This is a genomic window from Microcoleus sp. T3_D1 (assembly GCF_036700405.1).
GTDB lineage: Bacteria > Cyanobacteriota > Cyanobacteriia > Cyanobacteriales > Microcoleaceae > Microcoleus.
This window is the reverse complement of record NZ_JAUBOV010000025.1, coordinates 1-22,849: the sequence shown is the minus strand read 5'-3', so window position 1 is coordinate 22,849 and position 22,849 is coordinate 1. Positions and strand designations below refer to the sequence as shown.

Sequence of the window (22,849 nt, the reverse complement as noted above, 5' to 3'; positions counted from 1 at the left end):
TATAGCTAATCTTTGCAATTTATTAAATAATGTTAAGTTTTTTCAGCCAAAAGAGGTGGATCTAAACAAAATGGCTCCCGGCTGCGGGCAAATAAAAATATATTTTAATAAATAATATCATTGATGGGATCGAGAAGCGCGATCCTCAGCAGCAACAAAGGCGGATCTGGCAGCGGGCGATCGACTAAACTCGGTCATTGCGGACTCGCGAGCCCATCGCTGCGGGATCTGCCAGTGCGAATCTCGCAACGACACAGTATGGACACACTTATTCTCATAAACCCGGTTTCACGGGTAGCGGTGCGTAAACCCTGAATCCATATCAGCCCTGTGCCCACAACAGGTTAAAATATTTTTCAAATCCGTTAAAAATGGAAAATCAAAACAATGAATCGTCCTCAAAGCGTTACAGTTTTGGCAATTTTGCAGCTAATTAGCGGCGTCTTCAGTCTGCTTGACGGCTTGTTCATCTTACTTTTTGCCGGCATTTTTGGCGGCATCGGTGCGGCTGTCGGCGGGGCAAAAGTGGGCACTGTAATCGGCGGCTTCATTGCCATTTTTGCGGGAATCAGTTTTATTTTAGGTCTCCTCTCCTTACTCTTAACTTGGGGTTTGTTTCAACTCAAAAATTGGGCTTGGACGGGAACGTTAATTGTCCATATCATCGCCACCCTCGCGCAAATTTTCAAAATGTTTGGCAGCGGCGGTACAGCAGTCAATTTTTTAACTCTGGCTTTTGCAGCGGCTAGCATTTACTACCTGCTGCGGCCGGATGTCAAACAAGCATTTCGTGTCTGATTTCCTTTTCATTAACGGTACTGAATTCTCGGATCGAAAAAAGCATAGGAAATATCAACCGCCAGATTAATCAGTACAAAAGTTACAGCCACAAAAATTACTCCTCCTTGGACAATTGGGTAATCCCGCGTCAGAATACCCGTATAAATCCAAGAACCAATTCCCGGCCACGAAAAAATCGTTTCAGTCAGAATAGCGCCGCCTAAAAGAGTGCCGAACTGCAAACCTATAGTTGTGACGATCGGCAAAAACGCATTTTTCAAAGCGTGTTTCAAAATCACCCAATATTCCGGCAATCCCTTCGCCCTCGCAGTGCGGATGTAATCTTGAGAAAGCACTTCCAGCATCGCAGAACGAGTGATGCGAGCTATAATAGCCAGAGGAATAGTTCCTAAAGTCAAAGCTGGCAGGATTAAATGGGCGATCGCATCCCGCAAAGCCGCCAAATCCCATCTCATCAAAGAATCCAAAACATAAACACCCGTAATCGACTTAAAACCCAACCCCAAATCTACACTAATCCGCCCGCTAGGAGGCAGCCATTTCAGATAAACAGCAAACAAATAAATCAACATCAATCCCAACCAATACACTGGTAAAGATACCCCAATTAACGAACCACTCATCGCGAGATTGTCCAGCCAGCTATTTTTCCTAACAGCAGCCAAAATTCCCGCCGGAATTCCGATAACAAGTGCCACCAACATCGCCACCACAGACAGTTCAAAAGTAGCAGGCCAGCGACTTGTAATTTCATCAATTATCGGAATACCGCTAATAATACTATTTCCCAAATCCAAGCGCAGCAAACTCCATAAAAATGCCAAATATTGCAAAGGCAAAGGCTGATTTAGACCTAATTTTGCTCTCAAAATTTCTACCTGTTCGGGAGTTCCCCGTTCTCCCAAAAGCACTGTAGCTGGGTCTCCTGGTATCAAATGCAAAAATATAAATACTAGCAGAGTGATTCCGAAAAGGACTGGTAATAGTCCTAGCAAACGTTTAATAATGTAATTAATCATTTTTTTAAGAGAGATGCTATTGGCTCGGATTTTGCTGCATTTTTACATATTGTTATGGAATGAGAATTAAATAACTTCCACTCTTGAAAGTGGGATGGGCGTCCCGCCCGTCCTTTTGGGACGGGCGGGACGCCCATCCCACAATAACAATTAAAATTGTAAGTTATTTAATTCGCGCTCCTATATGGTTGGTACAGCCGGATTTTACGAAAAATATTTGTAGTAACGAAGGATATGGATAAACCCGCCTTTTCTTAGGGAACCGCGAAGAGAAGAGGGCGGGTTTATGAATCTACTAAATTATTTCATATATTTCTCGTAAAACCCGCCCCTACACCAATATATGCAGGTAAAACCCGCCGTTTTCAAGACTTACTAACATCCTCAAAAGACTCAGACCCCAAAGGACTCGGAATCCAACCTTGAATATTCTTGCGTTTCCCTAAAAGCGGCTGCGAATGTACGATCGGCAAACGCACAGCTTCCCCATGCAAAATCTCGCTAACTTCCGCATAAATTTTCGCCCTAGCTGCTTTATCGCCACTCGCCCTCCCCCGATCCAAAAGTTCCAGAACTTTCGGATTTTTCCAATTTCCCAAATCCGCCGTCGAACCCGGCCCGAAGTGAGGATAATAAAAATTGTCGGGATCGCCATAATCTCCTGTCCAACCCAACATAAAAGCTTGAAAGCCGGGAGGTTTGAGCCGATCGGCTAAATAAGCAGACCAATCCTTTGTCAGCAATTTTACCCGAATCCCGATCGCGCTCAAATCCGCCGCAAAAGCCTCAGCGATCGGCTTCGGCGTGGGAAAATAGGGACGACTGACGGGCATATACCACAAATCCAAATCAAAACCGTTCGGATAACCGGCTTTCGCGAGCATTGCTTTAGCTTGCTGCGGGTTAAATTCATAATCTTTAACTCGATCGGACGCCGCCCAATTCAGCGCAGGCGGGATAAATTGCGAATCATGTTTTCCGAGTTCTCCCCAGAAAGCTTTGACTATTGCTGGCTTGTTAATCGTTTGGGCGATCGCCCGCCTGACTTCTGGTTTTGACAAAGGTGCGTAACTCGGATTTAAGGCTAAATAACCGACATTAAAAGAAGGTCGCACAACAGCTTCTAAATTAGGATCTCCTTGAACTTCTTGCAGTTGATCCGGCGTTAAATCCACAGTAAAATCAAGTTGTCCCGAACGCAACTGAGCCAGTCTCGCCGCCGGATCATCAACAAAACGAACTACCAATTGATTGACTTTTGGCGTGCCAGTTTTCCAATAATTCGGATTTTTCTCCAAAACAATGCGATCGCCCGATCGCCATTCCTGAAACACAAAAGGCCCCGTACCCACCGCCAGCGACCCCGGAGTGCCGTACTTAGCACCCGCTTTTTTCACCGCCGCCGGACTCGCAATCCCGAAATAAGCGGAACCTATCGCCGAGGGAAAAGCCGCAAAAGGTCGATTCAAAACAAATTTAATTGTAGACTTATCAACAACTGCCACATCTTTTACTAAAGAATCTTTTTCTCCCTTAAAACCGCCAAATAAATTTTTCCAAATCGGATAATTCTTGCCCGCTTCTCGAAAACCGTTAGGATTTTTCGCATCCCACCAGCGATCCACATTAAACTTAACAGCTTCCGCGTCAAAATCCGTACCGTCGTGAAACTTTACCCCGGAACGCAACTTAAAAGTCCAAGTTTTACCATCTTTAGAACTTGACCATTCAGTAGCGAGACTCGGCTCAAGTTCCACAGTTCCCGGTTTGAAATCAGTCAAGCGATTGTAAATTTGGTCGATAACAATCACCGAATTGCCATCAGTAATATTTCCCGGTTCCAGATTTATCGGCGGCCCACCCGCACCGTACACTAAAGCCCCAGCCGGAACCGCCGCAGGAGTTGGCCCCGTTGGAGAATTATTGCTAACCGTGTTTGAAGGAGTGCCGCAATTTGATAAAATTACAGCCATCCCAAAAACTATACTTAATAAAACTAAACGCCAGGGTTTTAACAATCTCATTTCAATAGCTCCGGTTTAATATAAAATTATACTCATATCAATAAATTCTAATTTGCTCTTTCTCTCCCCTCTGTGGTCTCTGCGTTCTCTGCGGTTCATGTAGTAAATTCTCTATTAACAACCCATCTAAATTAACAAACCAAATAGAGCAGCCTGATGATATCATGCTGGAGGTAAAAATATCAAGCCACACCTTTACATTAGGCGACGCAGCCAGCATGAGAGCTAACATTTCCGGCCCAGCTAGATGGGTCATTCGATTTTAGATTGTAGATTTTAGAGTTACTCCCTGAATCTAGGGAGAGCATAAACATTCCTTTCCACACCCAAAATATTTTTGAATATCTGCATATAACAACCCGATTCGGGATTCAAAAACATCAATATTTCTCTCTTTTCTCTTTCTCTGCGCCCTCTGCGCCCTCTGCGGTTTGTAAAAAAAATCTACTTTACTTCAAGCAATACGATGGCTATAGGCGATCGCACCCACCCTACAAATCAAAACTCTCTTCACCAATACTTCCCAGTTCCCCGCTACCCAGAAACTCTTCCTCCTCTACTTCCTCACTCCCAGACTCGAAACTTTCCACCACAAACGGCAAACCAGCCGCCATCAAACCCCGTTGAATCAGTTCCGGCGTTTCCTCAAACAAAACAAATAGCGGATGAACAGCCTCAGCTTCATCGCTGTAAATATGTCTGTAGCGGTGCGGCATCACCCATTCGTAACCTTTATCCAGCCAAACTTGAGACTGCCGCCAGCGGCCGAGCAACTCAGAAAACTCTTCGCCCGGACGATGAATGAAAATCAAAATTTCCACTCCAATTTTAACTTTCCATTCAGGATCGCACATCAAAATCGCCAAATCGCAGGGCAAACAGACTGCCTGTCCGGGCGATATGCTAGTGCCGCTGCTTCCCGCATAAGAAACCCCGTCCCGCAAGCGCGCAATTGGCAAAGGAATTGTGATTAAACTCTCATGGGCGCGGCGGATACTCGGAATCATTTCCATGTAAACCCGATATTTTTTCAGCAGGGCGATCGCGGCAGAAGATTCGCTGTACTCTGCTAGTAAAGTCTCGTAATGTGATTGTTTAACAGACATTTTCAAACCAAAGAATAAGTAATTACTAATTGCTGCTAATTGCTAATCGATCGCTTCTCGTTACTAGGAAGACCCCATTTGTGACAACTTAAGCTCAAGTTCCCCCCTTCGGAGAACTTGAGCTTGCCTCCAGGCCTTGCTGTGTAACGCGAACAGCGATTGAAGCATTTATGGCTATGGGCTACCAATATCGGGAGAATGCTTACAGCCTTTTTATTTACAAGGTTTGAGCCATTTGCAGTCTCAAGATTAAGCCCGATACGATGCCTCTTTCTCATTTTATGCCGCTCGCCTGAACTTCATCTGAGCCAAAAAGGTAATCTGGTCTGTAAGGTGTGACTCTGGGAGTTCGCCTCAACTGAAGTGATCGCAGCCAGATTGCAAGAATTGCTGTCAATTCTCCAAGCTCAAGATCGCCATGCGGCAATCTTCTAAATCATAAGATTGAGCCTAAGTCAACCTCAAACCTAAATCTTTACAAAAATCGGCTAATTTTAAAGACTTGTTAAAGCAATGAGGGGTTGTACCCCCCATAAGTTAGAGTCACATATTATAGATGCACCCTGATGGCTTTCCCGTTCCACAAGAGCGGGATTTTTATTATGGGAAAGCCGGAGGGTTAAGTTTCACAATACCTTTTACAGATAAAATGACGTGGGGATGCCAAGATTAAAGATATAGCAGAGCTAAAGCTCAAACTAGGGCGCCGATCGATCGAACCTCACCCCTAACTCTGCGAAATAACCCAAAGGCGGTAGCATAGTTTGGGAAACGGCATCAACTGAAGATGAACTTAGCGCCAGCAACAGTCCTGCAACAGGGCAAATACAAAATTAACGCGACTTTAGGGATAGGAGGGTTCGGCATCACTTACCGAGCTATCCACACCCATTTAAACCAAACCGTCGTACTCAAAACCCTCAACGAAAGTCTGCGCCAACACCCAGAATCTGCCCAATTTCAGCAGCAGTTTATTGCCGAAGCCCAACGCCTGTCGCGGTGTCAGCATTCCAACATAGTCAAAGTAATCGACTTTTTTGAAGAAGCCGGACAGTCTTTTATTGCAATGGACTACATTCCGGGTCAAACTCTCGCCCAAATAGTTGAAACCGATCGGCCGCTGCCAGAAGCCCAGGCCCTGCACTATATTCGGCAAATAGCCTCAGCCGTAAGTACAGTTCACCACAGCGGATTGCTGCACGGAGATATCAAGCCAGAAAATATTATCCGGCGAGCCGATTCTCACGTAGTAATGTTAATAGATTTCGGAATTGCGCGCGGCTTTACCGCCGGCACCAAACAAACCCACACTAACTTGCTCTCCCCTGGGTACGCGCCGATCGAACAATACCTCTATGACGGTAAATGTACACCGGCCACTGACATCTACGCGATCGCAGCCACCCTCTACTACTTACTCTCCGGCGTGGCGCCCGTAGCAGCACCCCTGCGCGATCGCATTCCCTTGACTGAGTTGCGGCAATTTCAGCCCAACATCAGCCCGGGAATCGAGCGAGCCATCCTTCAGGGACTCGAAATCGACCCCCACAACCGCCCTCAGACAGTCGAAAATTGGCTCACCATGCTGCAAGAAACAGAGCGAGTATCAGTAAAAAGAAAAGGCAAGCAAAGTCTAAGATTGCCCGCACCTCCCCCGCCGCAGTTGACTTTTCTGGCGTTTGTCGTAACGGCTGCAATTGCAGGCTGGATGGGTTTTGACCTAGCATCGCACTACAACAGCACCAGTCTCAGTAATAGTCCCAAAATTGAATCCTTCCCATCTCTCGAAGATTTGCTCAAATCCCGCGATTTATCAGAGCCGATGTTCGGACAGCCGTCTGTCGAAAGCACCCCTCTCTACCCGATCGAACTCAACAAGCGTCCCAAACCCCCCTTAGACACCAGCAACATTCCCGAACAGATCGAGCCCTCAGAAACTAGCGCCGAACCCTCTGAGTCCCCAAACCTGGAAACTCCCGCCCCAGAGCCCGAAGCGGAACCGGAGTCCTCCCCGACGCCCGAACCCGCAGAGGAGCCTTCTGAGTCCCCCATTCCAGAGCCTCAAGCCCAAATCGAGCCAGAGCCCCAACCAGAAGCCGCACCGGTACCGGAAGTTGCGCCCCTGCCTGCAGAACCGCCCGCCGCACCCGCCTCCCCTGCCCCTGAGAGTGCTAGCGCTGAAACCCTGCCGCCCTCGGACTCCCCGTCGCCAGTAATAGCGTCGCCGATCGAGCGATCGCCTGAGCCTGCGATACCAAGCAGCAGTGGCAACAATTCAGATAGTTCGATCGCACCTGATTCACCACCCCCTGTGGCAGATCCCACGATGCCTTTTCCCGAACCTGCGACAAATTAGTATGGTTTTTGTTGGTTAAAAGTGCGACAAATACTTGGTTTTATGAGTCAGCAAATATCCGCTCAGTAGTTGAGATAATAAGGCCCTACCTAGCCAACGACTATCTTCCAAAAACTTCCGTCGAATCTGAAAATCCCACCAGTCGCCGTCTGAGTTTATCGAATATTTCCTATTCCCTCTGCAATCCAAATGCCCGCAAAAAAATGCAGGAATGTTTTCTATTTTGATTTAAATTATGTTAGAATATGTGCGCGGCGCTAAGGTGGTGTGATGTCGCGTATTAATACTGCCAAGCTGCAAACATTTTGGTACAAAGCAACCCCAACCTCGAATTTGAGCCAGTCTAAGCGAGGCTTTTGGGCTAAGCTGTGGCGCGTTAGACTGTTCTAACTCTCAACAATCCCATCCTCGACACTCGGGGTGCGAGTGTCAATTCCCCCAAAATTCCTTCCTTTGGGAGCAAGCATCATTGGGGACAAGCAAGTTATAATTTGTTGCGGAAGCGCACAGAGACTTTTTGTCAGGAACTCAGGGCTAAAGCCACTGAGCTTGTAAGAAATTACAAGCTGTTCTGACCAGACCCCTCTTTTGAGGAGGCGTTATTCAGGTCACGACACTCCTTGAGTGCGACGCCAGTTTTCCGCTCTGTCATCTGCAATTAAACAGTTTTAAAGTCACTGAAACAGTGTTGCAGGTCTAACAAGCCTTTATAACCAGGTCGAGGCGAACATTACCCCGCAAGGGAGGAAGGAGACAACTGTATCTCCATTGGAGGGGCAACCATACCCCTCTAACCCCGAAAGGGGATTCAAGGCGGTTGAAACCGCCGAGTCGTTTTCCTCTCAGGTCTAAAGACTCTGAGTTTCCCACTTACCGAATATTTTTTATGAGTAAACCCCCAGTTCATGCTTTTTTTGTAGGCAGAGCACTTGCCGAAGCACTGTACGAGCAATTAGAAAGCGCGGCCACCAACGCTTTCTCTGAACTCGGCAAATTTGACGCAGAACAAAGAGAACGCCTGCGGCAGTTCACCGATCGAGTTGTGGAACGGGCAAATCGAGCTTCGGATGAGGCGATGCAGACCAGAACTGGCACTGCAAGCACCACAACTATTCAAGACATCCATCCCGCTGATTTGCAAGCGACTATTGACGAGCTGCGCGCCGAAGTGGCTCTGGTGCGATCGGAATTGCAGCGTTACCGCAGCAGTTTGCCCTAGCGATCGACTCGACCACAACTATTATTTACAACGTGAGCGCATTGCTTTGCGCTCCTGCGCTCCTACTTTCAATCAAAGCAACAACATAAAATAAGCAATTTGGGAACCCAAGTGTCTGCTCTCCTTGATGACTCTGTTAATCGCCAGCGCTCCCCCAAGCACACTGGCGAAGCCGATGAGCAAAAAACTGCTAGTAAATCCTACAAAAGTAAAGCTTATCGCTGGAATCGCGAAAAATACTCCCGGAAGCGGCGCTTCTTCGACATTTGGGCCTTTGTCTTGCTCTGGCTGGCTTCCCTCTGGCTCGACAGCAAAAATTGGAGCTACTGGGGAGGCGTGACTGAAGAAAAGAAAGTTGCCAGACGCCGCTTTCAAGCTATCTGGGTTCGAGAAACACTCTTGGATTTGGGCCCCACTTTCATTAAAGTCGGCCAATTATTTTCTACCCGCGCCGATTTGTTTCCCGCAGAGTTTGTCGAGGAACTTTCTAAGCTGCAAGATAAAGTGCCTGCTTTCAGCTACGAGCAGTTAGAGGTAATTGTTGAGCAAGACTTGGGCAAGACAGTTCAAGAACTCTACCGCAGCTTTGATCCAGTGCCCCTGGCCGCTGCCAGTCTGGGTCAGGTACACAAAGCTCAACTGCATTCGGGCCCGGAAGTGGTGGTCAAGGTGCAGCGACCTGGACTGCGGAAACTGTTCGAGATCGATTTGCAAATTCTTAAGGGAATTGCCCGCTACTTTCAAAACCATCCTAAGTGGGGCCGCGGCCGCGATTGGATGGGGATTTATGAGGAATGCTGTCGCATTCTCTGGCTGGAAATAGACTATCTCCATGAAGGCCGCAATGCTGATACTTTTCGCCGCAATTTTAGCAACTGTGACTGGGTGCGGGTGCCGAGGGTTTATTGGCGGTACGCGGCTCCGCGAGTGCTGACTTTGGAATACCTGCCAGGGATTAAAATCAGCCACTACGAAGCTTTGGAAGCGGCCGGTATCGATCGTAAATTAATCGCTCAGTTGGGCGCAAAAGCTTATTTGCGCCAGTTGCTCAACGACGGCTTTTTCCACGCTGACCCACACCCCGGCAACATCGCTGTTAGTGCTGACGGTTGTCTGATTTTCTACGATTTTGGCATGATGGGGCAAATCCAGTCCAACGTCCGCGAAGGACTGATGGAGACGCTCTACGGCATTGCTTCCAAGGATGGACAGCGGATTATGGATTCTCTGATCAATTTGGGAGCTTTGGTGCCTACGGGTGATATGAGTCCGGTGCGCCGCAGCATCCAGTATATGCTGGATAACTTCATGGACAAGCCTTTTGAAAATCAGTCTGTGAGCGCGATTACCGACGACCTTTACGATATTGCCTACAATCAACCTTTTCGCTTCCCAGCTACTTTTACTTTTGTAATGCGAGCTTTTTCCACCATCGAAGGGGTGGGCAGAGGTTTAGATCCCGAGTTCAACTTTATGGAGGTGGCACAACCTTTTGCCATGCAGCTTATGACTAATGGAAATGGCCATGATACAAGTAGCAGCATTTTTAACGAAATCGGCCGTCAGGCGGCTCAGGTGAGTTCGAGTGCTTTGGGTTTGCCCCGCCGGATTGAGGAGACTATTGATAAACTCGAACAGGGAGATTTGCGGATTCGCGTCCGTTCGGCCGAAACTGAACGCTTGCTCCGCCGGATGAGCAGCGCTCAAATGGGCACGAATTATGCTTTGCTGATGAGTGCTTTTACTTTGTCGGCGACAATCTTGTTTGTCAGCAATCAGGTCTGGCCGGCTGTCGCTGTTGCCGTGCTGGCTGCGGGTGCAGGGTTTGCTCTTATGCGTTTGTTCAAGCGGATCGATCGTTTAGACAGGATGTCATAATGGGGCAATTTAGGATTTGAAATTTCAGGTTTGAGATTTCTCGCCAGCCCAAATTTGACATCGAATGTTAAGTTTTGGCTGGCAGACCACAGATTGCTCAAATTTACAACACTTACGCGCTTTGAGGCGAAAAACCCGGTTGCTGCCTAAGTTTTTCGCCAGCTAAACCTCTGATTTTGGGTAGAAATCCTGTTTTTTTTGCAGGGGCTGCTTAATTTACTGGGTTTACCGAAATTTTAAGACGGGATTACCATCATATCGATCTACAATATGAGGTCAAGGAACTGCAATTTTTCCAAAACTCGCGATCGCGGGCGGCAGAATTTCAAGTTTGTTCGGGATTTAAGTTTTGGCATAAAAAATTGCACCCCATTAAATCAAGCTTTCAAGTTCGATGAGTCCAATCACCCAATCTATGAAACGCTCTTTCGCAGGTAAGACAGACACAGGGCTAGTTCGTTCCGTAAATCAGGATTCGTACTACATAGACTCTGACGGGCGATTTTTCATAGTGGCCGACGGAATGGGAGGACACGCCGGAGGTCAAGAAGCCAGCCGGATTGCGACTCAGGCGATTCAATCTTATTTGCTCGAACATTGGGAAGGGCCAGAGGATTCTCCGCTGTTGTTGGAAAAGGCTTTTTTAATTGCCAATCAAGCAATTTTGACGGATCAGCTCGACCACCCTGAGCGTGCTGATATGGGGACTACGGCTGTGGTTCTCATGTTTAGGGATGAGGGCCGACCCTGGTGCGCTAATATCGGGGACTCTCGCTTGTACCGACTGCACGGATCTCGCTTGGAACAGATTACTGAAGACCAGACTTGGGTGGCTCAGGCTGTGAAAAGAAAGGCCCTAACTCCTGACCAAGCTCGCAGTCATCCTTGGCGTCACGTTTTGTCCCAGTGTTTGGGCCGCGATGATTTGCGGGAGATAGATATTTTGCCGGTGGACGTGCAGCCTGGGGATCGCTTGCTGCTCTGCAGCGATGGCTTGACTGAAGAACTTTCCGATCCTTTGATAGCTTCGCCTCTGAAGTCGATTCGCGCCTGCGAGGGCGCTGCAAATGCTTTAATTCAAGCAGCTAAGGATAAAGGTGGACGCGATAATATTACTGTGGTGATCGTGACGATCGACCTCAAATAATATTCGATCGCCCGATCGCACCCGACCATCTAAAATCGAAAAATCGAAAAAGTGAACAATCTAAAATCTAAAATCTAAAATCTAAAATTGAATGACCCGCGTTATCGGTTTGATCAGCGGCACGTCGGTGGATGGCATTGATGCTGCTTTGGTGGATGTGGTCGGTTCCCAAACAGACTTGAAAGTGCAATTGGTGGCCGGCAAGACTTTTTCTTATCCTGCTAATTTGCGATCGCAAATTCTCTCGGTTTGCAGTGGTTCAGCTTTGTCAATGGCTGAACTAGCCCAATTAGATGATGCCATCGCCCAAGAATTTGCCACGGCGGCCTTGACAATTCAAGCAAAATATGATAAAGCCGAATTAATCGGCTCTCACGGTCAAACCGTCTACCACCGACCTGCTGGGAAAGCCCAGAAAGACAGCGCCGGTGCGTTAATGGGCTACAGCTTGCAACTCGGACGGGGCCCGCTAATTGCGGAATTGACGGGAATTACTACTGTGAGTAACTTTCGATCGGCAGACATTGCTGCAGGGGGTCAAGGAGCACCCTTAGTGTCAATAGTTGATGCCTGCCTGCTGGCGGAACCCAACCTCAGCCTCTGCATCCAAAATCTCGGCGGAATTGGCAATGTTACCTATCTTCCGGCAAGGGGAAAAAGGGGGAAAAATGACGAGTCTGAGATTTTCAGTCTTGGGGAGGGCATATCGGGGTGGGATACAGGCCCGGCGAATTCCCTGTTAGATTTGGCAGTACAGCACTTCTCAGGCGGCACTAAGACGATCGACGAAGGTGGAGCTTGGGCGGCATCGGGCACTCCCTGTCAAGCTTTAGTCGAGGATTGGCTCGCCTCAGAGTTCTTCCGCCAAGCACCGCCGAAATCAACGGGGCGAGAGCTATTTGGTGTAGACTATTTTGACAGGTGTTTGGTCGAGGCCGAAGGTTACAACCTCAGTCCTGCTGACGTGCTGGCTACTCTGACAGAACTGACTGTTGCCTCGATCGTTCACAGTTACCAAACTTTTTTACCGGCTATGCCCGATCGAGTTTTACTATGCGGGGGCGGCAGCCACAATCTCTACTTAAAACGCCGATTGCAATCTCAATTGCATCCAGTGCAAGTGTTGACTACTTCGGAGGCAGGCTTGAATGTAGATTTTAAAGAGGCGATCGCTTTCGCGGTTTTAGCCGCATGGCGGGTTCGGGGCATTCCCGGCAATCTGCCTCAAGTGACTGGTGCCCGGACATCGGTACTTTTAGGAGAAATTAACTCTTGTTGGCACAGTTGGGCGTGATAGCATAGAGTCTGAGGGACAACGGCTGTGCGTTGTTGCACCAGCATTGTAGCCAGCAGGAAAAGCATAGGAACAGCACTGTGGCTCACACGTTTTTAATGGAATCTGGCCAATGGACGCTCGAAGGAAGCTGGATTGAGCGCAATGGCGTGCCAATTACGGTTAAAGGCAAAACTTTAGTGAGCTGGAACCGAACAGATTGGTTCAGTATGGTCACCAAGCTCGTATTTCCTGGAGGCGATCGCGAAGAGATTATTTTGCAGTACCGAGGACACCTCAACAGCGATGAACGGCAGTATACTTTTGTACTCCAACACAGCGAACTCGCCCGCGTCGAGGGCGAAGGTTGGATTGCTCCCCAGTCGATCGTCCAGCGTTATTGGGTATTGGGAGACGAACGCCAGCGGCGGACGGGTTTTGATACCCTTCACCGGGTTGATGACAACCGCTACTACCAATCTAGCGGCATCATGTCTGGTCATTACTTGACGAGTACAATGGAAGCAACTCTCGAACGTCAGGGCGAATAACTGTTTCTAGAGTCCACATTTGCGAGTTCTAGGGTTTGATGTGAAAACTGAAGGTTGTGCTAGTCGGAGGTCGCGCTCAGATGTCCGACTAGCGCCATTGCTGTCAAACCTCATCCGCTGCAACTAAGGACAAATATATTAAATAGTTAAAAATTTTAATGGGTTAAAAAATTAACACTTATTATTAAGAGTTATCCAATTTTCGAGGCGCGGCGCGATAAATTATCTTTGCGATCTCCGGTGGTGTCGATCGACAAACTGCTGACCTCGACTTCCACATTCAGTGAAATCCACAAAGGAATTGTCAAATTTTCCTCACGTCTGTACAGATGCCTTCTACCTTCTGCCTTCGAGTGACGCCCCATCACCCCCAACTCCTTTCCGCCTGAGGGAACAGAGTAAGAGACGGAGGTCGCCGACTGCGACTCTTGGTTACTCAACGCCTGGGTTAGGTTCTAAACCCCAGTGGTGTTTCAGAAAATGGCGGTACATGGTTTCTCGTAGCATCATTTGCTCGTAAAGCTTGACCAAAAACTCCTGAGCTTGTTCGCGGCTCATGTCACTTACCTGTGTTTTGAAGGAACACAGGCTAAATTGCTGTTCCAAAGACAATTCTGCTGGTTGGCTCATGACTTTGACTCCTCTGTAAGTAAAGGTGACTTAAAACTGAACACCTGGATTAACCAGATTTGTAAGTTGTTTCAGCGATCGACAGTTGGTTTCGGGATGCCCGATGGCCCATCTGGCTTTAGTCTATATTACAAAAGGTAACAATAATTTGACAAAATTACCATCTCTCTTAGGAAATAACTTACTTAGCGATAGAGATGGCGAGATGTCTGCAAAAGTTCCTTCTGCAGGCACATACAAGTGTATCTACTTGTCAAGAGAAAAAAGGCTCAGTACGAACCAAAAGAATTGAAGCCGTTTATACCAAATCGGGTGGAGCTTCTCTCGGCGAGGGGGAGAAGGGGAGAGGAGAAGAGCGGGAGATGAGGAGAGGGGGAGATGAGGAGAGGGGGATAGCGGGAGAGGGGGAGATGGGGAGAGGGGGAGATGGGGAAAGGGGGAGATTGAAAGATGAGGAGATGAGGAGAGGGGGAGATGAGGAGAGCCCAAGAGCGGGAGAGCGGGAGATGAGGAGATTGGGAAAATTTCTATTTCTCAGTTCCCCCTTCTTCCTTCTCCCTTCTTCCGACTTCCATCGGACTGACATCCGTTACATCCGTTACATCCGTTAGACAATCCGTTGCCGAACCTTCTTCCTTCTTCCTAACTAATTCGAGGGCCCGCCATCCTGCGGTGGATTGGCGATTCCGGGTCGGAAATTGGGAGCAGCGGGTGCAGGCGAAACAGGAGGAATGCCCTGATTTGCCCCAAAGTTACTAGGCTGCTGTGGAGCGGGGAGAGGGGATTGAAACTGATTGGGATTGAACTGCTGCTGTGGAGCCGGGAGAGGGGATTGAAACTGATTGGGATTGAACTGTTGCTGCTGTGGAGGCACAGGAGACGGCAGGGGTTGACCGGAATTGCCGATCGCAGGTGCCGCAGGAATGCCAGAATTGGGAAGCGAGGTATTGGGCAATGGGGAGGGAGCCGAACTAGGAAGAGTTGCCAGGGCAACTCTATCGCCCCCTACCTCTCTCAATTTGTCTAAAACCTCCACAACTTTGGCATATCTCGCATTTTGAGGAGCGTACAGCACCATCAACCCCGTAGGATTTTGGCTTTGGAAACTCTTTAAAACTCGATCGAGCTGTTGGAAATTAACAGGCAATTGGTCGATATAAGTTTGCCCGAAATCGTCAATGCTGACAATCAGCATCTCTCGCATCTGCGTTTGTCCAGTCTTCGCTTTAGGCAAATCGACATTAATGGCTTGCTGCCGAGTCAATTGCAAAGCCGCCAGGAGAAAAAACGTCAGAATGCAAAAGATCACGTCAATTAAAGGCACCAGTTCAATCCGAGCCTCTTCAGCAGGAGTATCTAGATTAATCTTCATCAGTTCTCAGGAGTTTTAATTATTAGAAGGTGAATCTTCAGCCGGATCGGAACCTTTCAATTTCGGCTCCCGATTCCGTTCTCCCGATTCTTGAGAATTGAGAGAACGCCTGTTCAAACCATCTGCACCAAAAGAAGAATTGCTGTATTCTGCACCGGACACTCGACCCTTAGCATTAGCAGCAGGCCAGTATTGTCTGTAAAGCAATTCCAGTTCATTTCCAGCTTTGCGAAATATTTTTGCCTGGTTGAACAAAAAAGCTTGAAATATCCGATAAAACACCAAGGTAAAAATTGCTACTACCATCCCAGTAGCAGTCGTGATCAGCGCCTCGCTAATCCCCAAAGTTACGCCAGTTGTTGCCGCCGTGCCGATGTCGCCCAGACGGATGGAACTGAGCGAGTTAATCAAGCCCAAAACTGTTCCCAGCAAGCCCAGCAACGGGGCTAGAGCGATCGTAGCTTCTAAGATTTTGTCACCGCGACGCATCGAAGCCAACTCTTCATCGGCTGCAGCTTCGAGTGCGAGTCGAAATAAATCTGGTTCGGGATTGTAGAGCCGCAGGGGTGCAGAAAGAAATCGCCCGATCGGCTGTCGGTTAGCTTGTCTGGCAATCTCGTTAGCCGCCCCCCAATCGCTGCGAGCCGCTTCCAGAATGCGGTTCACTATCTGCTTTTCTTTGCTCAGGAGGCTCGCCCAAAACCACAAGCGCTCGATAATGGTACTCAAAGATAGAATCGATAACAGCAACAGGGGCCACATGGCGGGGCCGCCTTTTTGAAACAGTTCTTGAATATTCACAATATTTTTGCTCCTGCAGTACCCGCTAACTTTTGCTTCTGTTCTACTTTTTTTAACAAATCTAAGGCCATTTAATTTTAGCTATTAATGTACTCAGGACTTACGCACTCGCCACTAAAGAAAGCCGATTTTGGGAAATGGGCATCGGGGTACAACGAAGTATTTTCGTCGAGCAAACCCGGTTTCTGGGTAAGTCTTGGTACTGTTGTCTAGTACCTACGGGCGATGGGCGGCGACTTCCTCACAACTCGTCTAAATCTTGACACATATCTTGCAGCGATTGGTGTTGAAGGCGGCGGGAAGAGCGGCGATATTTTTTAGTTTGCAGCTTCGGTTCGTAATGCTGCGTACCATCCGACTTGGTTTGCTGCTTCAAACTCGATTCGGCGCTACTAGAGTTTTGCTCTTGTTGCTGGCGGACGATCGCCTCTTCGAGAAACTGCAAGTAATACTCATAGCGCTCCCAACCGCCCCGCACCACACAGTTAGGCTCGTCTCGGTGCGAACAGTCGCTAAACTGGCAGCTACCCACAGCCAGCCTCTGGCGCGCTTCTGGGAAATATTCAGCTAACTCGGACGGATCGCATTCGAGAGCCGGCTGATTAAAGCCCGGAGTATCGGCCAAAAGTCCGCCGCCGGGAAGTTCAAATAGTTCTACGTGGCGAGTCGTATGGCGGCCGCGGCCGAGTTTGCCGGAAACAGCGTTCACTCGCAGATTCAGGGCTGGAATCAGTTGGTTGATCAAGCTGGACTTGCCAACCCCAGAAGGGCCACAAATTACCGTTATTTTCCCTTGCAAGTGCTGCAGAAGGAAGTTCGGCAACGGGCTATGTACGGGATTTAACGGATGTAACGGATCGACCGATTTTGCAACCAGGGGATTCTCCTCAAAAGTCACGCTACATCCCTCTATTTTCTCATTTAAGTCATGGGAAGCTATTTCTTGGGCAAAAACTTCTTTTTGAGTTTCTTTCGTAGCTTCCTGGACTACTGCCCCGCTGCGGACGCTAATAAACATTGGTTCGTAGCCCCAGCCTGAAAGCCGATCGCGCCACTGTTCCAACTCCTGGGGCGTGACCAAATCGCATTTATTCAGGCACAAACTAACTTCTAAACCTGTAGATTCGGCCTTGACTAAAAACCGAGTTAATGACGCGGGATCTAAGTCTGGTTCAGCAAGGGCAAAAACAAGGAGAATGCGATCGGCATTAGCTACAGGTGGGCGGTTGAGTTCTGTTTGGCGCGGGAAGACTTCAGAAATTGCTCCCCGGCGGTCAGTCCAGTCCGGTTCGTCTACCACCACCCGATCGCCCACCATCACCTGTTGGCCAATTTTTTTCAGTCGAGTGCGGCGAGTACACAGGAGAATCGGAGAATCAGCAAGGGGGGCATTTTCCCCGTCAATGGAGACTTCGGGATCTAACCTCACTTGGTAGAAGTTAGCCTGAACAGCAATTACAGTACCCACGATCGAGGGCGAATTCAGGCTCATCCTGCTTCCTGGTGTTCGGGGCGCTGCACTTTCATTGAAAAAAAGCCCGACTCCGGCTCATCCGCGACAAATTGCGTTTCGAGAATCTGGTAGCCTTCCATTTTGAGACTATCGGGCACTTGTTCGATCGGCTCCCCAGCATCCAGCCACACTTCCAAAACTGAGCCCGGTGCCATTTGCTCCAAGCGCAGTTTAGTGCGGACAAAATTGAGAGGACACGGAGTACCCCGCAGATCGATTTTGGCATCTGGGGATTTGGGATTTTCAATTTTCGATGTTGAATTCATATAGCTGAAGCAAGAAGGAAGAAGCTAGAAGGAAGAAGCAATCAAATTCCCTCCAATTGGACACAGATTATTATTTATGGAAATTTTGTGTCCAATTGGACACAGATTATTATTTATGGAAAAAATGAGCGCAATTGCGCTCACTTTTTCCTTATTTCTGAAACAAATTACCCAGAAACCCTTCCAAGCCGCCTTTACCAGTACGATCGCCCTTCAGCTTAGCAAGCTGCATCAGCAAATCCCGTTCCTCAGCCGTCACCTTAGTCGGAATGTCAATAGACACCGTAATCAAATGATCGCCGCGACTGACTGGATTTCCCAACCGAGGCACCCCTTTTTTCTCCAAAGTCAAAACCGTATTTGCCTGAGTTCCGCTAGGAATCAACAATTCCGTAGGCCCGTCTACGGTTTCCACTTCCAACCGGCACCCTAAAATTGCTTGCAAATAACTAATCTTAACTTCCGAGCTAACGTTAGTGCCGTCGCGCTTAAATAGCGGGTCTTCATTCACCGCCAAGAACACGTAAAGATCTCCGGGCGGCCCGCCCAGTTTGCCGGCATCCCCTTCATTGGAAACCCGCAAGCGAGTACCGTTGTCAACCCCAGCCGGAATTGTGATTTTCAGCTTTTTCATCACTTCTTTCTGGCCCCGGCCGCCGCAAGTTTCGCACTTATCCTCAATCACTTGCCCGGTGCCGTTGCAAGTGGGGCAAACTGAAACTTGAGTAAAGCTGCCGAAAGGAGTGCGGGTAGCGCGTCGGACTTGACCGCTACCGGTACAAGTCGAGCAGGTTTGGGGTCGGGTTCCCGGTTTCGCGCCAGTCCCCGTGCAAGTTTCGCAGGTTTCTAGATGCTTGATGCGGAGTTCTTTTTCCCCACCAAACACTGCTTCCCGAAAATCCAGCCGCAAATCGAGTCGCAAATCGTCTCCGCGCACCGGCCCGCTGCGCCTGCGACCTTGCTGTTGTTGACCGACACCTCCCTGAAAACCCTGAAAGAAGCTTTCAAAAATATCGGCAAAGCTGTCACCAAAGTCTTGGAACCCCGGCGCGCCTGCACCGCTGACCCCTGCTTCGCCGAAACGATCGAAACGGGCGCGGGTTTCTGGTTCTGAGAGTACCTCGTAGGCGCGGTTAATTTCTTTAAACCGCTCCTCGGCACCGGATTCTTTGTTGACATCTGGATGGTACTTGCGAGCTAGGCGGCGGTAAGCACGCTTAATTTCTTCTTTGTCTGCGCTGCGAGAAACGCCTAATATTTCATAGTAATCACCGGCCATAGAGCTGCTTGCCTGGAGGTAAATAACAAAAAGTGTACGAAAAAAAACGGTCTACCTTTCCTGAAATTACAGATTAAAAATCAAAAATTCTCATTGTTAATTTTTAACTTTTAATTTTTAGCTTTTCTGTTTTAAAGGAAAGGATTCATATCATCAACTTCTGGTTCGGGAACCTTCTGTTTTTGTTTTGACTGTGGACTTGACTGTGGACTTGACTGTGGACTTGACTGTGGATTTGACTGTGGATTTGACTGTGGATTTGACTGTGGATTTGACTGTGGATTTGACTGTCGTTTTGACTGTCGCTCCGGCTTGGATTCCGGCTTGGATTCCAGCTTTGGTTCCGGCTTTGGTGCCGGCTTTGGTGCCGGCTTTGGTTCCGGCTTTGGTGCCGGCGGAGCTTGGGGCGCCACCTGCAGCTCTTCTTTCAGCAAAATGCTGTCGTCGTCCGCTTGAACCTCTTCTGGTTCTGATGATTCTACTTCTGACATCATCTCGCTTTCAACAACAGATCCTGACGGGGCTACCCCGCTGCGGGCTTGGTCGTAGACTGCTGTCCCCAGCGAGTATAGCAGTTGCTTGAAAGATTCGATTGCGGGCGTGAGTTCCTCGATTGTAATGTCGGGGTTACTCATCGCTGCCCGCAAGGCTGCTGCGGCTGTTTCCGCTTCGGCCTTGAGCTCGTCGCTCAGCAGTTGCGCGTTGGTTTTTAAAGTTACACCACAATTATAGACGAGGGAGTCAGCTTGATTTTTGAGTTCGACGAGTAGAGCGCGCTTGATGTCCTCGTCGGCGTAAAGTTCGGCTTCTTGTCGCATCCGCTCGACTTCGGTTTCGCTCAATCCCCCTGTATTGGAAATTTGGATGCTTTGTTCTTTTCCGGTTCCTTTGTCTTCAGCAGCCACTTTGAGAATCCCGTTGGCATCGATTTCAAAGGTAACTTCGATTTGAGGTACGCCGCGGGGAGCTGGGGGAATGCCTTTGAGCAGGAATTTGCCGAGACTTTTATTGTCTTTAACCAATGCTCGCTCGCCTTGGAGTACGTGAATTTCTACCGAAGTTTGCCCGTCTGCCGCCGTGCTGTACATTTGCGATCGGCTGGTGGGAATAGTTGTATTGCGCTCGATTACTTTGGTGAACACCCCGCCCAAGGTTTCGAGCCCCAGGGAGAGCGGCGTGACATCGAGCAGCAGCAAGTCTTTGACTTCACCACCCAACACCCCGGCTTGAATTGCCGCGCCTACCGCTACAGCTTCGTCGGGATTGACGGATTTATCGGGAGAAACGCCCCCAAAATACTTGCTAATTGCCTTTTGAACTGCCGGAATCCGGGTTGAGCCTCCCACTAAAATAATTCTGTCTATGTCTTTGGGGGTCAAACTTGCGTCTTTGAGGGCTTGAGTCACCGGATCGATCGTCGCTTGCACCAAATGAGCCACCAGTTTTTCAAACTGAGCTTTGGAGAGTTCCATTTCCAAATGCTTCGGCCCTTTCTCGTCAGAAGAGATGAAGGGCAAATTGATTGAGGTGGATTCCCGGTTGGAGAGTTCGATTTTCGCTTTTTCCGCAGCTTCTCGGAGGCGCTGCAAGGCCATTTTGTCTTGTGAGAGGTCACTGCCTTCTTGAGTGCGGAAAGCTTCTACCAGCCACTGGACAATGCAGTCGTCAAAGTCATCTCCTCCGAGATGGTTGTTACCGGAGGTAGCGTTGACTTCAAAAATTCCGTCTCCCAGTTGCAGGATCGAAACGTCGAAAGTACCGCCGCCCAGGTCAAAGACCAAGATTTTCTGTTCTATATTTTGCTTGTCCAGCCCGTAGGAAAGGGCGGCCGCCGTCGGTTCGTTGACGATCCGCAGGACTTCTAGACCCGCGATCGTACCGGCGTCTTTAGTAGCTTGCCGTTGGGCGTCTGTGAAGTAGGCGGGTACTGTAATCACGGCTTGGGTAACAGTTTGTCCCAAATAAGCTTCAGCATCTTGCTTGAGCTTTTGGAGTACCATTGCCGAGATTTCTTGGGGAGTGTGAACCTTGTTCCGAATTTGGACGTTAACGGTATCGTCTTTGCCTTTTATGCAGGTATAGGGAGTCCGCGCTCGTTCTTCTTCCGTGTCGTCCCACCGCCGTCCGATAAATCGTTTGATACTGTAGACAGTATTTACAGCATTAGTTACAGCTTGCCGCTTGGCTAGTTGACCTACTAAGCGATCGCCCGCCTTGCCGAATCCTACTATACTAGGAGTTGTGCGGCCGCCCTCGGAATTGGCGATCACGACGGGTTTACCGCCCTCTAACACAGCTACGCAACTGTTAGTTGTGCCTAAGTCAATTCCAATAATTTTTCCCATAGCGCCTCATAAAACTTTGTGGGATGTTTGGAAATCTCCAACTACAGGTTGGGAGAGGAAAAACGACTCAGCTTGTTTAAACAAGCATTCCCAGACTAGATTTGTAGGAAATAAACTTGATGTCCTCAAGCAATATCAAAGACTGATAAAAACATTTTTCAGAATTTTTGGATCAAGCGCTGACCTGCTTTTAGTCATCTTTAATTCACAAGTTGGTGAGTCGGCCACCTCGGAACCCCCGAATTCTATTCGGGGGTCAGTGACTTTGAGGAATGCAGTAGCTTGTATCCCGATTAACCTTCCGAACTATCGGGATTTTCATCTGAGGCTACCACAGATAGCCCAGCCGCTGCAACTTTCACTTTGGCGTGCCGCAAGACGCGATCGCCCAGAATGTAGCCGCGTTCTAGTTCTTGGATAATTGTTCCTTCCTCGTGTTCGTCAGTTGGCTCGCTCAGCAGAGCTTCGTGGAAGTTGGGGTCAAACTGTTCGCCTTCGGGGCGCATCGGAGAAACCCCGATTTGCTTGAGGCTATCTACCATTTGCTTGTAAACGCTTTGGTAGCTTTTGTGAATGTTCATTTCGCCATCGGTTTGCGGCTTGATGTGCGATCGAGCGCGCTCGAAATTGTCAATTACCGGCAACAGGGGTTTAATCGTGAGACACCTTGCCTGTAAATCTAGCTCTTCTTTTTCCTTTTGGGTACGCCTGCGGAAGTTTTCAAAATCTGCTGCTAGGCGGAGATTTTGATTTTTCAGTTCTTCTAGTTGAGCGGATGCGGCTTGCAACTGAGTTTTTAAAGCCTCTTTTTCATCGTTGGCCTGGGCCAGTTCCTTCTTCCAAGGCTCCGCCGCGTCTGCAGTCGGACTGTTGGTTGAACTGCCGGTGACGGTAGGCCCCGATGCGTTTGCTGGGGTGCGATCGCCCTGAGCACTTTGATAAGCTCGAGCAAGTTCGAGTTCCCAATCCGCCGATTCGTTCGAGTTTCCTGATGCCGCCGGATTTTCGCTTGCCATTGGCGAACCCTCTGGGGTGGTTTCCCCAGTTGAGTTAGGATCTTGATCTTGCTGTTTTTCCTCGTCAATCATAAAAGCTGCGCGACAGAACCCTATCAATTCTAGCAGATACAGTTAACCCGGTAAATCTATACGACTCGAATTGACTGTGTATGGCACAATTTGATACTCCCCAGGGCTGAAGCCACGGGGATTCTTGAATGAATCCGAAAACTCACGGGAGGCGTTATCAAAGCACCTCTATACGCTCAAA

At 48.7% G+C, this 22,849-nt stretch carries 19 protein-coding genes; 7 read left to right on the top strand and 12 right to left on the bottom strand.

Annotated elements, in window-relative coordinates:
• Window positions 1-387 precede the first annotated feature (387 nt).
• Complete coding sequence (locus tag QT992_RS13575; protein ID WP_333315490.1) at window positions 388-798, top strand: hypothetical protein; 411 nt, start codon at window positions 388-390, stop codon at window positions 796-798.
• An 11-nt stretch (window positions 799-809) separates the two neighbouring features.
• Here QT992_RS13575 and QT992_RS13570 read toward each other — a convergent pair whose 3' ends face one another.
• From QT992_RS13570 to QT992_RS13560, 3 genes are all read right to left on the bottom strand, one after another.
• Window positions 810-1,820 carry an ABC transporter permease gene (locus tag QT992_RS13570; RefSeq protein WP_333315491.1) on the bottom strand — a complete coding sequence of 337 codons (1,011 nt, stop codon included), beginning with the start codon at window positions 1,818-1,820 and terminating at the stop codon, window positions 810-812.
• Between the two features lie 365 nt (window positions 1,821-2,185).
• Window positions 2,186-3,844 (bottom strand): ABC transporter substrate-binding protein, encoded by a 1,659-nt coding sequence (locus QT992_RS13565; RefSeq protein WP_333341630.1) that lies wholly within the window; start codon window positions 3,842-3,844, stop codon window positions 2,186-2,188.
• Window positions 3,845-4,335: 491 nt separating this feature from the next.
• The gene (locus QT992_RS13560) at window positions 4,336-4,950 is read right to left on the bottom strand and encodes a hypothetical protein (protein ID WP_015176201.1); all 615 of its coding nucleotides are present in this window, start codon (window positions 4,948-4,950) and stop codon (window positions 4,336-4,338) included.
• A gap of 787 nt (window positions 4,951-5,737) precedes the next feature.
• Between QT992_RS13560 and QT992_RS13555 the strand changes: the two genes are divergently transcribed.
• The 6 genes from QT992_RS13555 to QT992_RS13530 all read left to right on the top strand — a co-directional run bounded on the left by QT992_RS13555 (window position 5,738) and on the right by QT992_RS13530 (window position 13,374).
• Window positions 5,738-7,306 (top strand): protein kinase domain-containing protein, encoded by a 1,569-nt coding sequence (locus tag QT992_RS13555; protein WP_333341628.1) that lies wholly within the window; start codon window positions 5,738-5,740, stop codon window positions 7,304-7,306.
• Window positions 7,307-8,192: 886 nt separating this feature from the next.
• Complete coding sequence (locus tag QT992_RS13550) at window positions 8,193-8,525, top strand: DUF6825 family protein (RefSeq protein ID WP_190660406.1); 333 nt, start codon at window positions 8,193-8,195, stop codon at window positions 8,523-8,525.
• 111 nt (window positions 8,526-8,636) lie between these two features.
• Window positions 8,637-10,403 (top strand): AarF/ABC1/UbiB kinase family protein, encoded by a 1,767-nt coding sequence (locus QT992_RS13545; RefSeq protein ID WP_333248853.1) that lies wholly within the window; start codon window positions 8,637-8,639, stop codon window positions 10,401-10,403.
• Between the two features lie 415 nt (window positions 10,404-10,818).
• Window positions 10,819-11,550, top strand: a complete 732-nt coding sequence (locus tag QT992_RS13540; RefSeq protein WP_333056054.1) for a PP2C family serine/threonine-protein phosphatase — start codon at window positions 10,819-10,821, stop codon at window positions 11,548-11,550.
• A 91-nt stretch (window positions 11,551-11,641) separates the two neighbouring features.
• Window positions 11,642-12,844 (top strand): anhydro-N-acetylmuramic acid kinase, encoded by a 1,203-nt coding sequence (locus QT992_RS13535; RefSeq protein ID WP_333315497.1) that lies wholly within the window; start codon window positions 11,642-11,644, stop codon window positions 12,842-12,844.
• Between the two features lie 80 nt (window positions 12,845-12,924).
• Entirely contained in the window at window positions 12,925-13,374 is a 450-nt protein-coding gene (locus QT992_RS13530) for a hypothetical protein (protein ID WP_242722026.1), read from the top strand.
• A gap of 191 nt (window positions 13,375-13,565) precedes the next feature.
• Here the strand turns inward: QT992_RS13530 and QT992_RS13525 are convergent, their stop codons facing one another.
• The 9 genes from QT992_RS13525 to grpE form a co-directional block, all read right to left on the bottom strand.
• Window positions 13,566-13,814: a hypothetical protein gene (locus tag QT992_RS13525; RefSeq protein WP_333341626.1), complete on the bottom strand. Its 249-nt coding sequence runs from the start codon at window positions 13,812-13,814 to the stop codon at window positions 13,566-13,568.
• A complete protein-coding gene (locus QT992_RS13520; protein ID WP_006635253.1) occupies window positions 13,807-14,004 on the bottom strand; it encodes an NblA/ycf18 family protein in 198 nt (65 codons plus the stop codon). The genes QT992_RS13525 and QT992_RS13520 overlap by 8 nt, the downstream gene beginning before the upstream one ends.
• A gap of 646 nt (window positions 14,005-14,650) precedes the next feature.
• Window positions 14,651-15,376, bottom strand: a complete 726-nt coding sequence (locus QT992_RS13515) for a biopolymer transporter ExbD (protein WP_333315501.1) — start codon at window positions 15,374-15,376, stop codon at window positions 14,651-14,653.
• A gap of 15 nt (window positions 15,377-15,391) precedes the next feature.
• A complete protein-coding gene (locus QT992_RS13510) occupies window positions 15,392-16,177 on the bottom strand; it encodes a MotA/TolQ/ExbB proton channel family protein (protein WP_333315503.1) in 786 nt (261 codons plus the stop codon).
• A gap of 241 nt (window positions 16,178-16,418) precedes the next feature.
• The gene (rsgA, locus tag QT992_RS13505) at window positions 16,419-17,669 is read right to left on the bottom strand and encodes a ribosome small subunit-dependent GTPase A (protein ID WP_333341623.1); all 1,251 of its coding nucleotides are present in this window, start codon (window positions 17,667-17,669) and stop codon (window positions 16,419-16,421) included.
• Window positions 17,666-17,956 (bottom strand): sulfurtransferase TusA family protein, encoded by a 291-nt coding sequence (locus tag QT992_RS13500; protein ID WP_333315506.1) that lies wholly within the window; start codon window positions 17,954-17,956, stop codon window positions 17,666-17,668. Before QT992_RS13500 ends, rsgA begins: the two co-directional genes overlap by 4 nt.
• A gap of 151 nt (window positions 17,957-18,107) precedes the next feature.
• Window positions 18,108-19,235 carry a molecular chaperone DnaJ gene (gene dnaJ / locus QT992_RS13495; RefSeq protein ID WP_333315507.1) on the bottom strand — a complete coding sequence of 376 codons (1,128 nt, stop codon included), beginning with the start codon at window positions 19,233-19,235 and terminating at the stop codon, window positions 18,108-18,110.
• Between the two features lie 131 nt (window positions 19,236-19,366).
• Window positions 19,367-21,580, bottom strand: coding sequence for a molecular chaperone DnaK (gene dnaK, locus QT992_RS13490; RefSeq protein WP_333341621.1), 2,214 nt, complete (start codon window positions 21,578-21,580; stop codon window positions 19,367-19,369).
• Between the two features lie 293 nt (window positions 21,581-21,873).
• Window positions 21,874-22,668: a nucleotide exchange factor GrpE gene (gene grpE, locus QT992_RS13485; protein ID WP_333315511.1), complete on the bottom strand. Its 795-nt coding sequence runs from the start codon at window positions 22,666-22,668 to the stop codon at window positions 21,874-21,876.
• Window positions 22,669-22,849 lie beyond the last annotated feature (181 nt).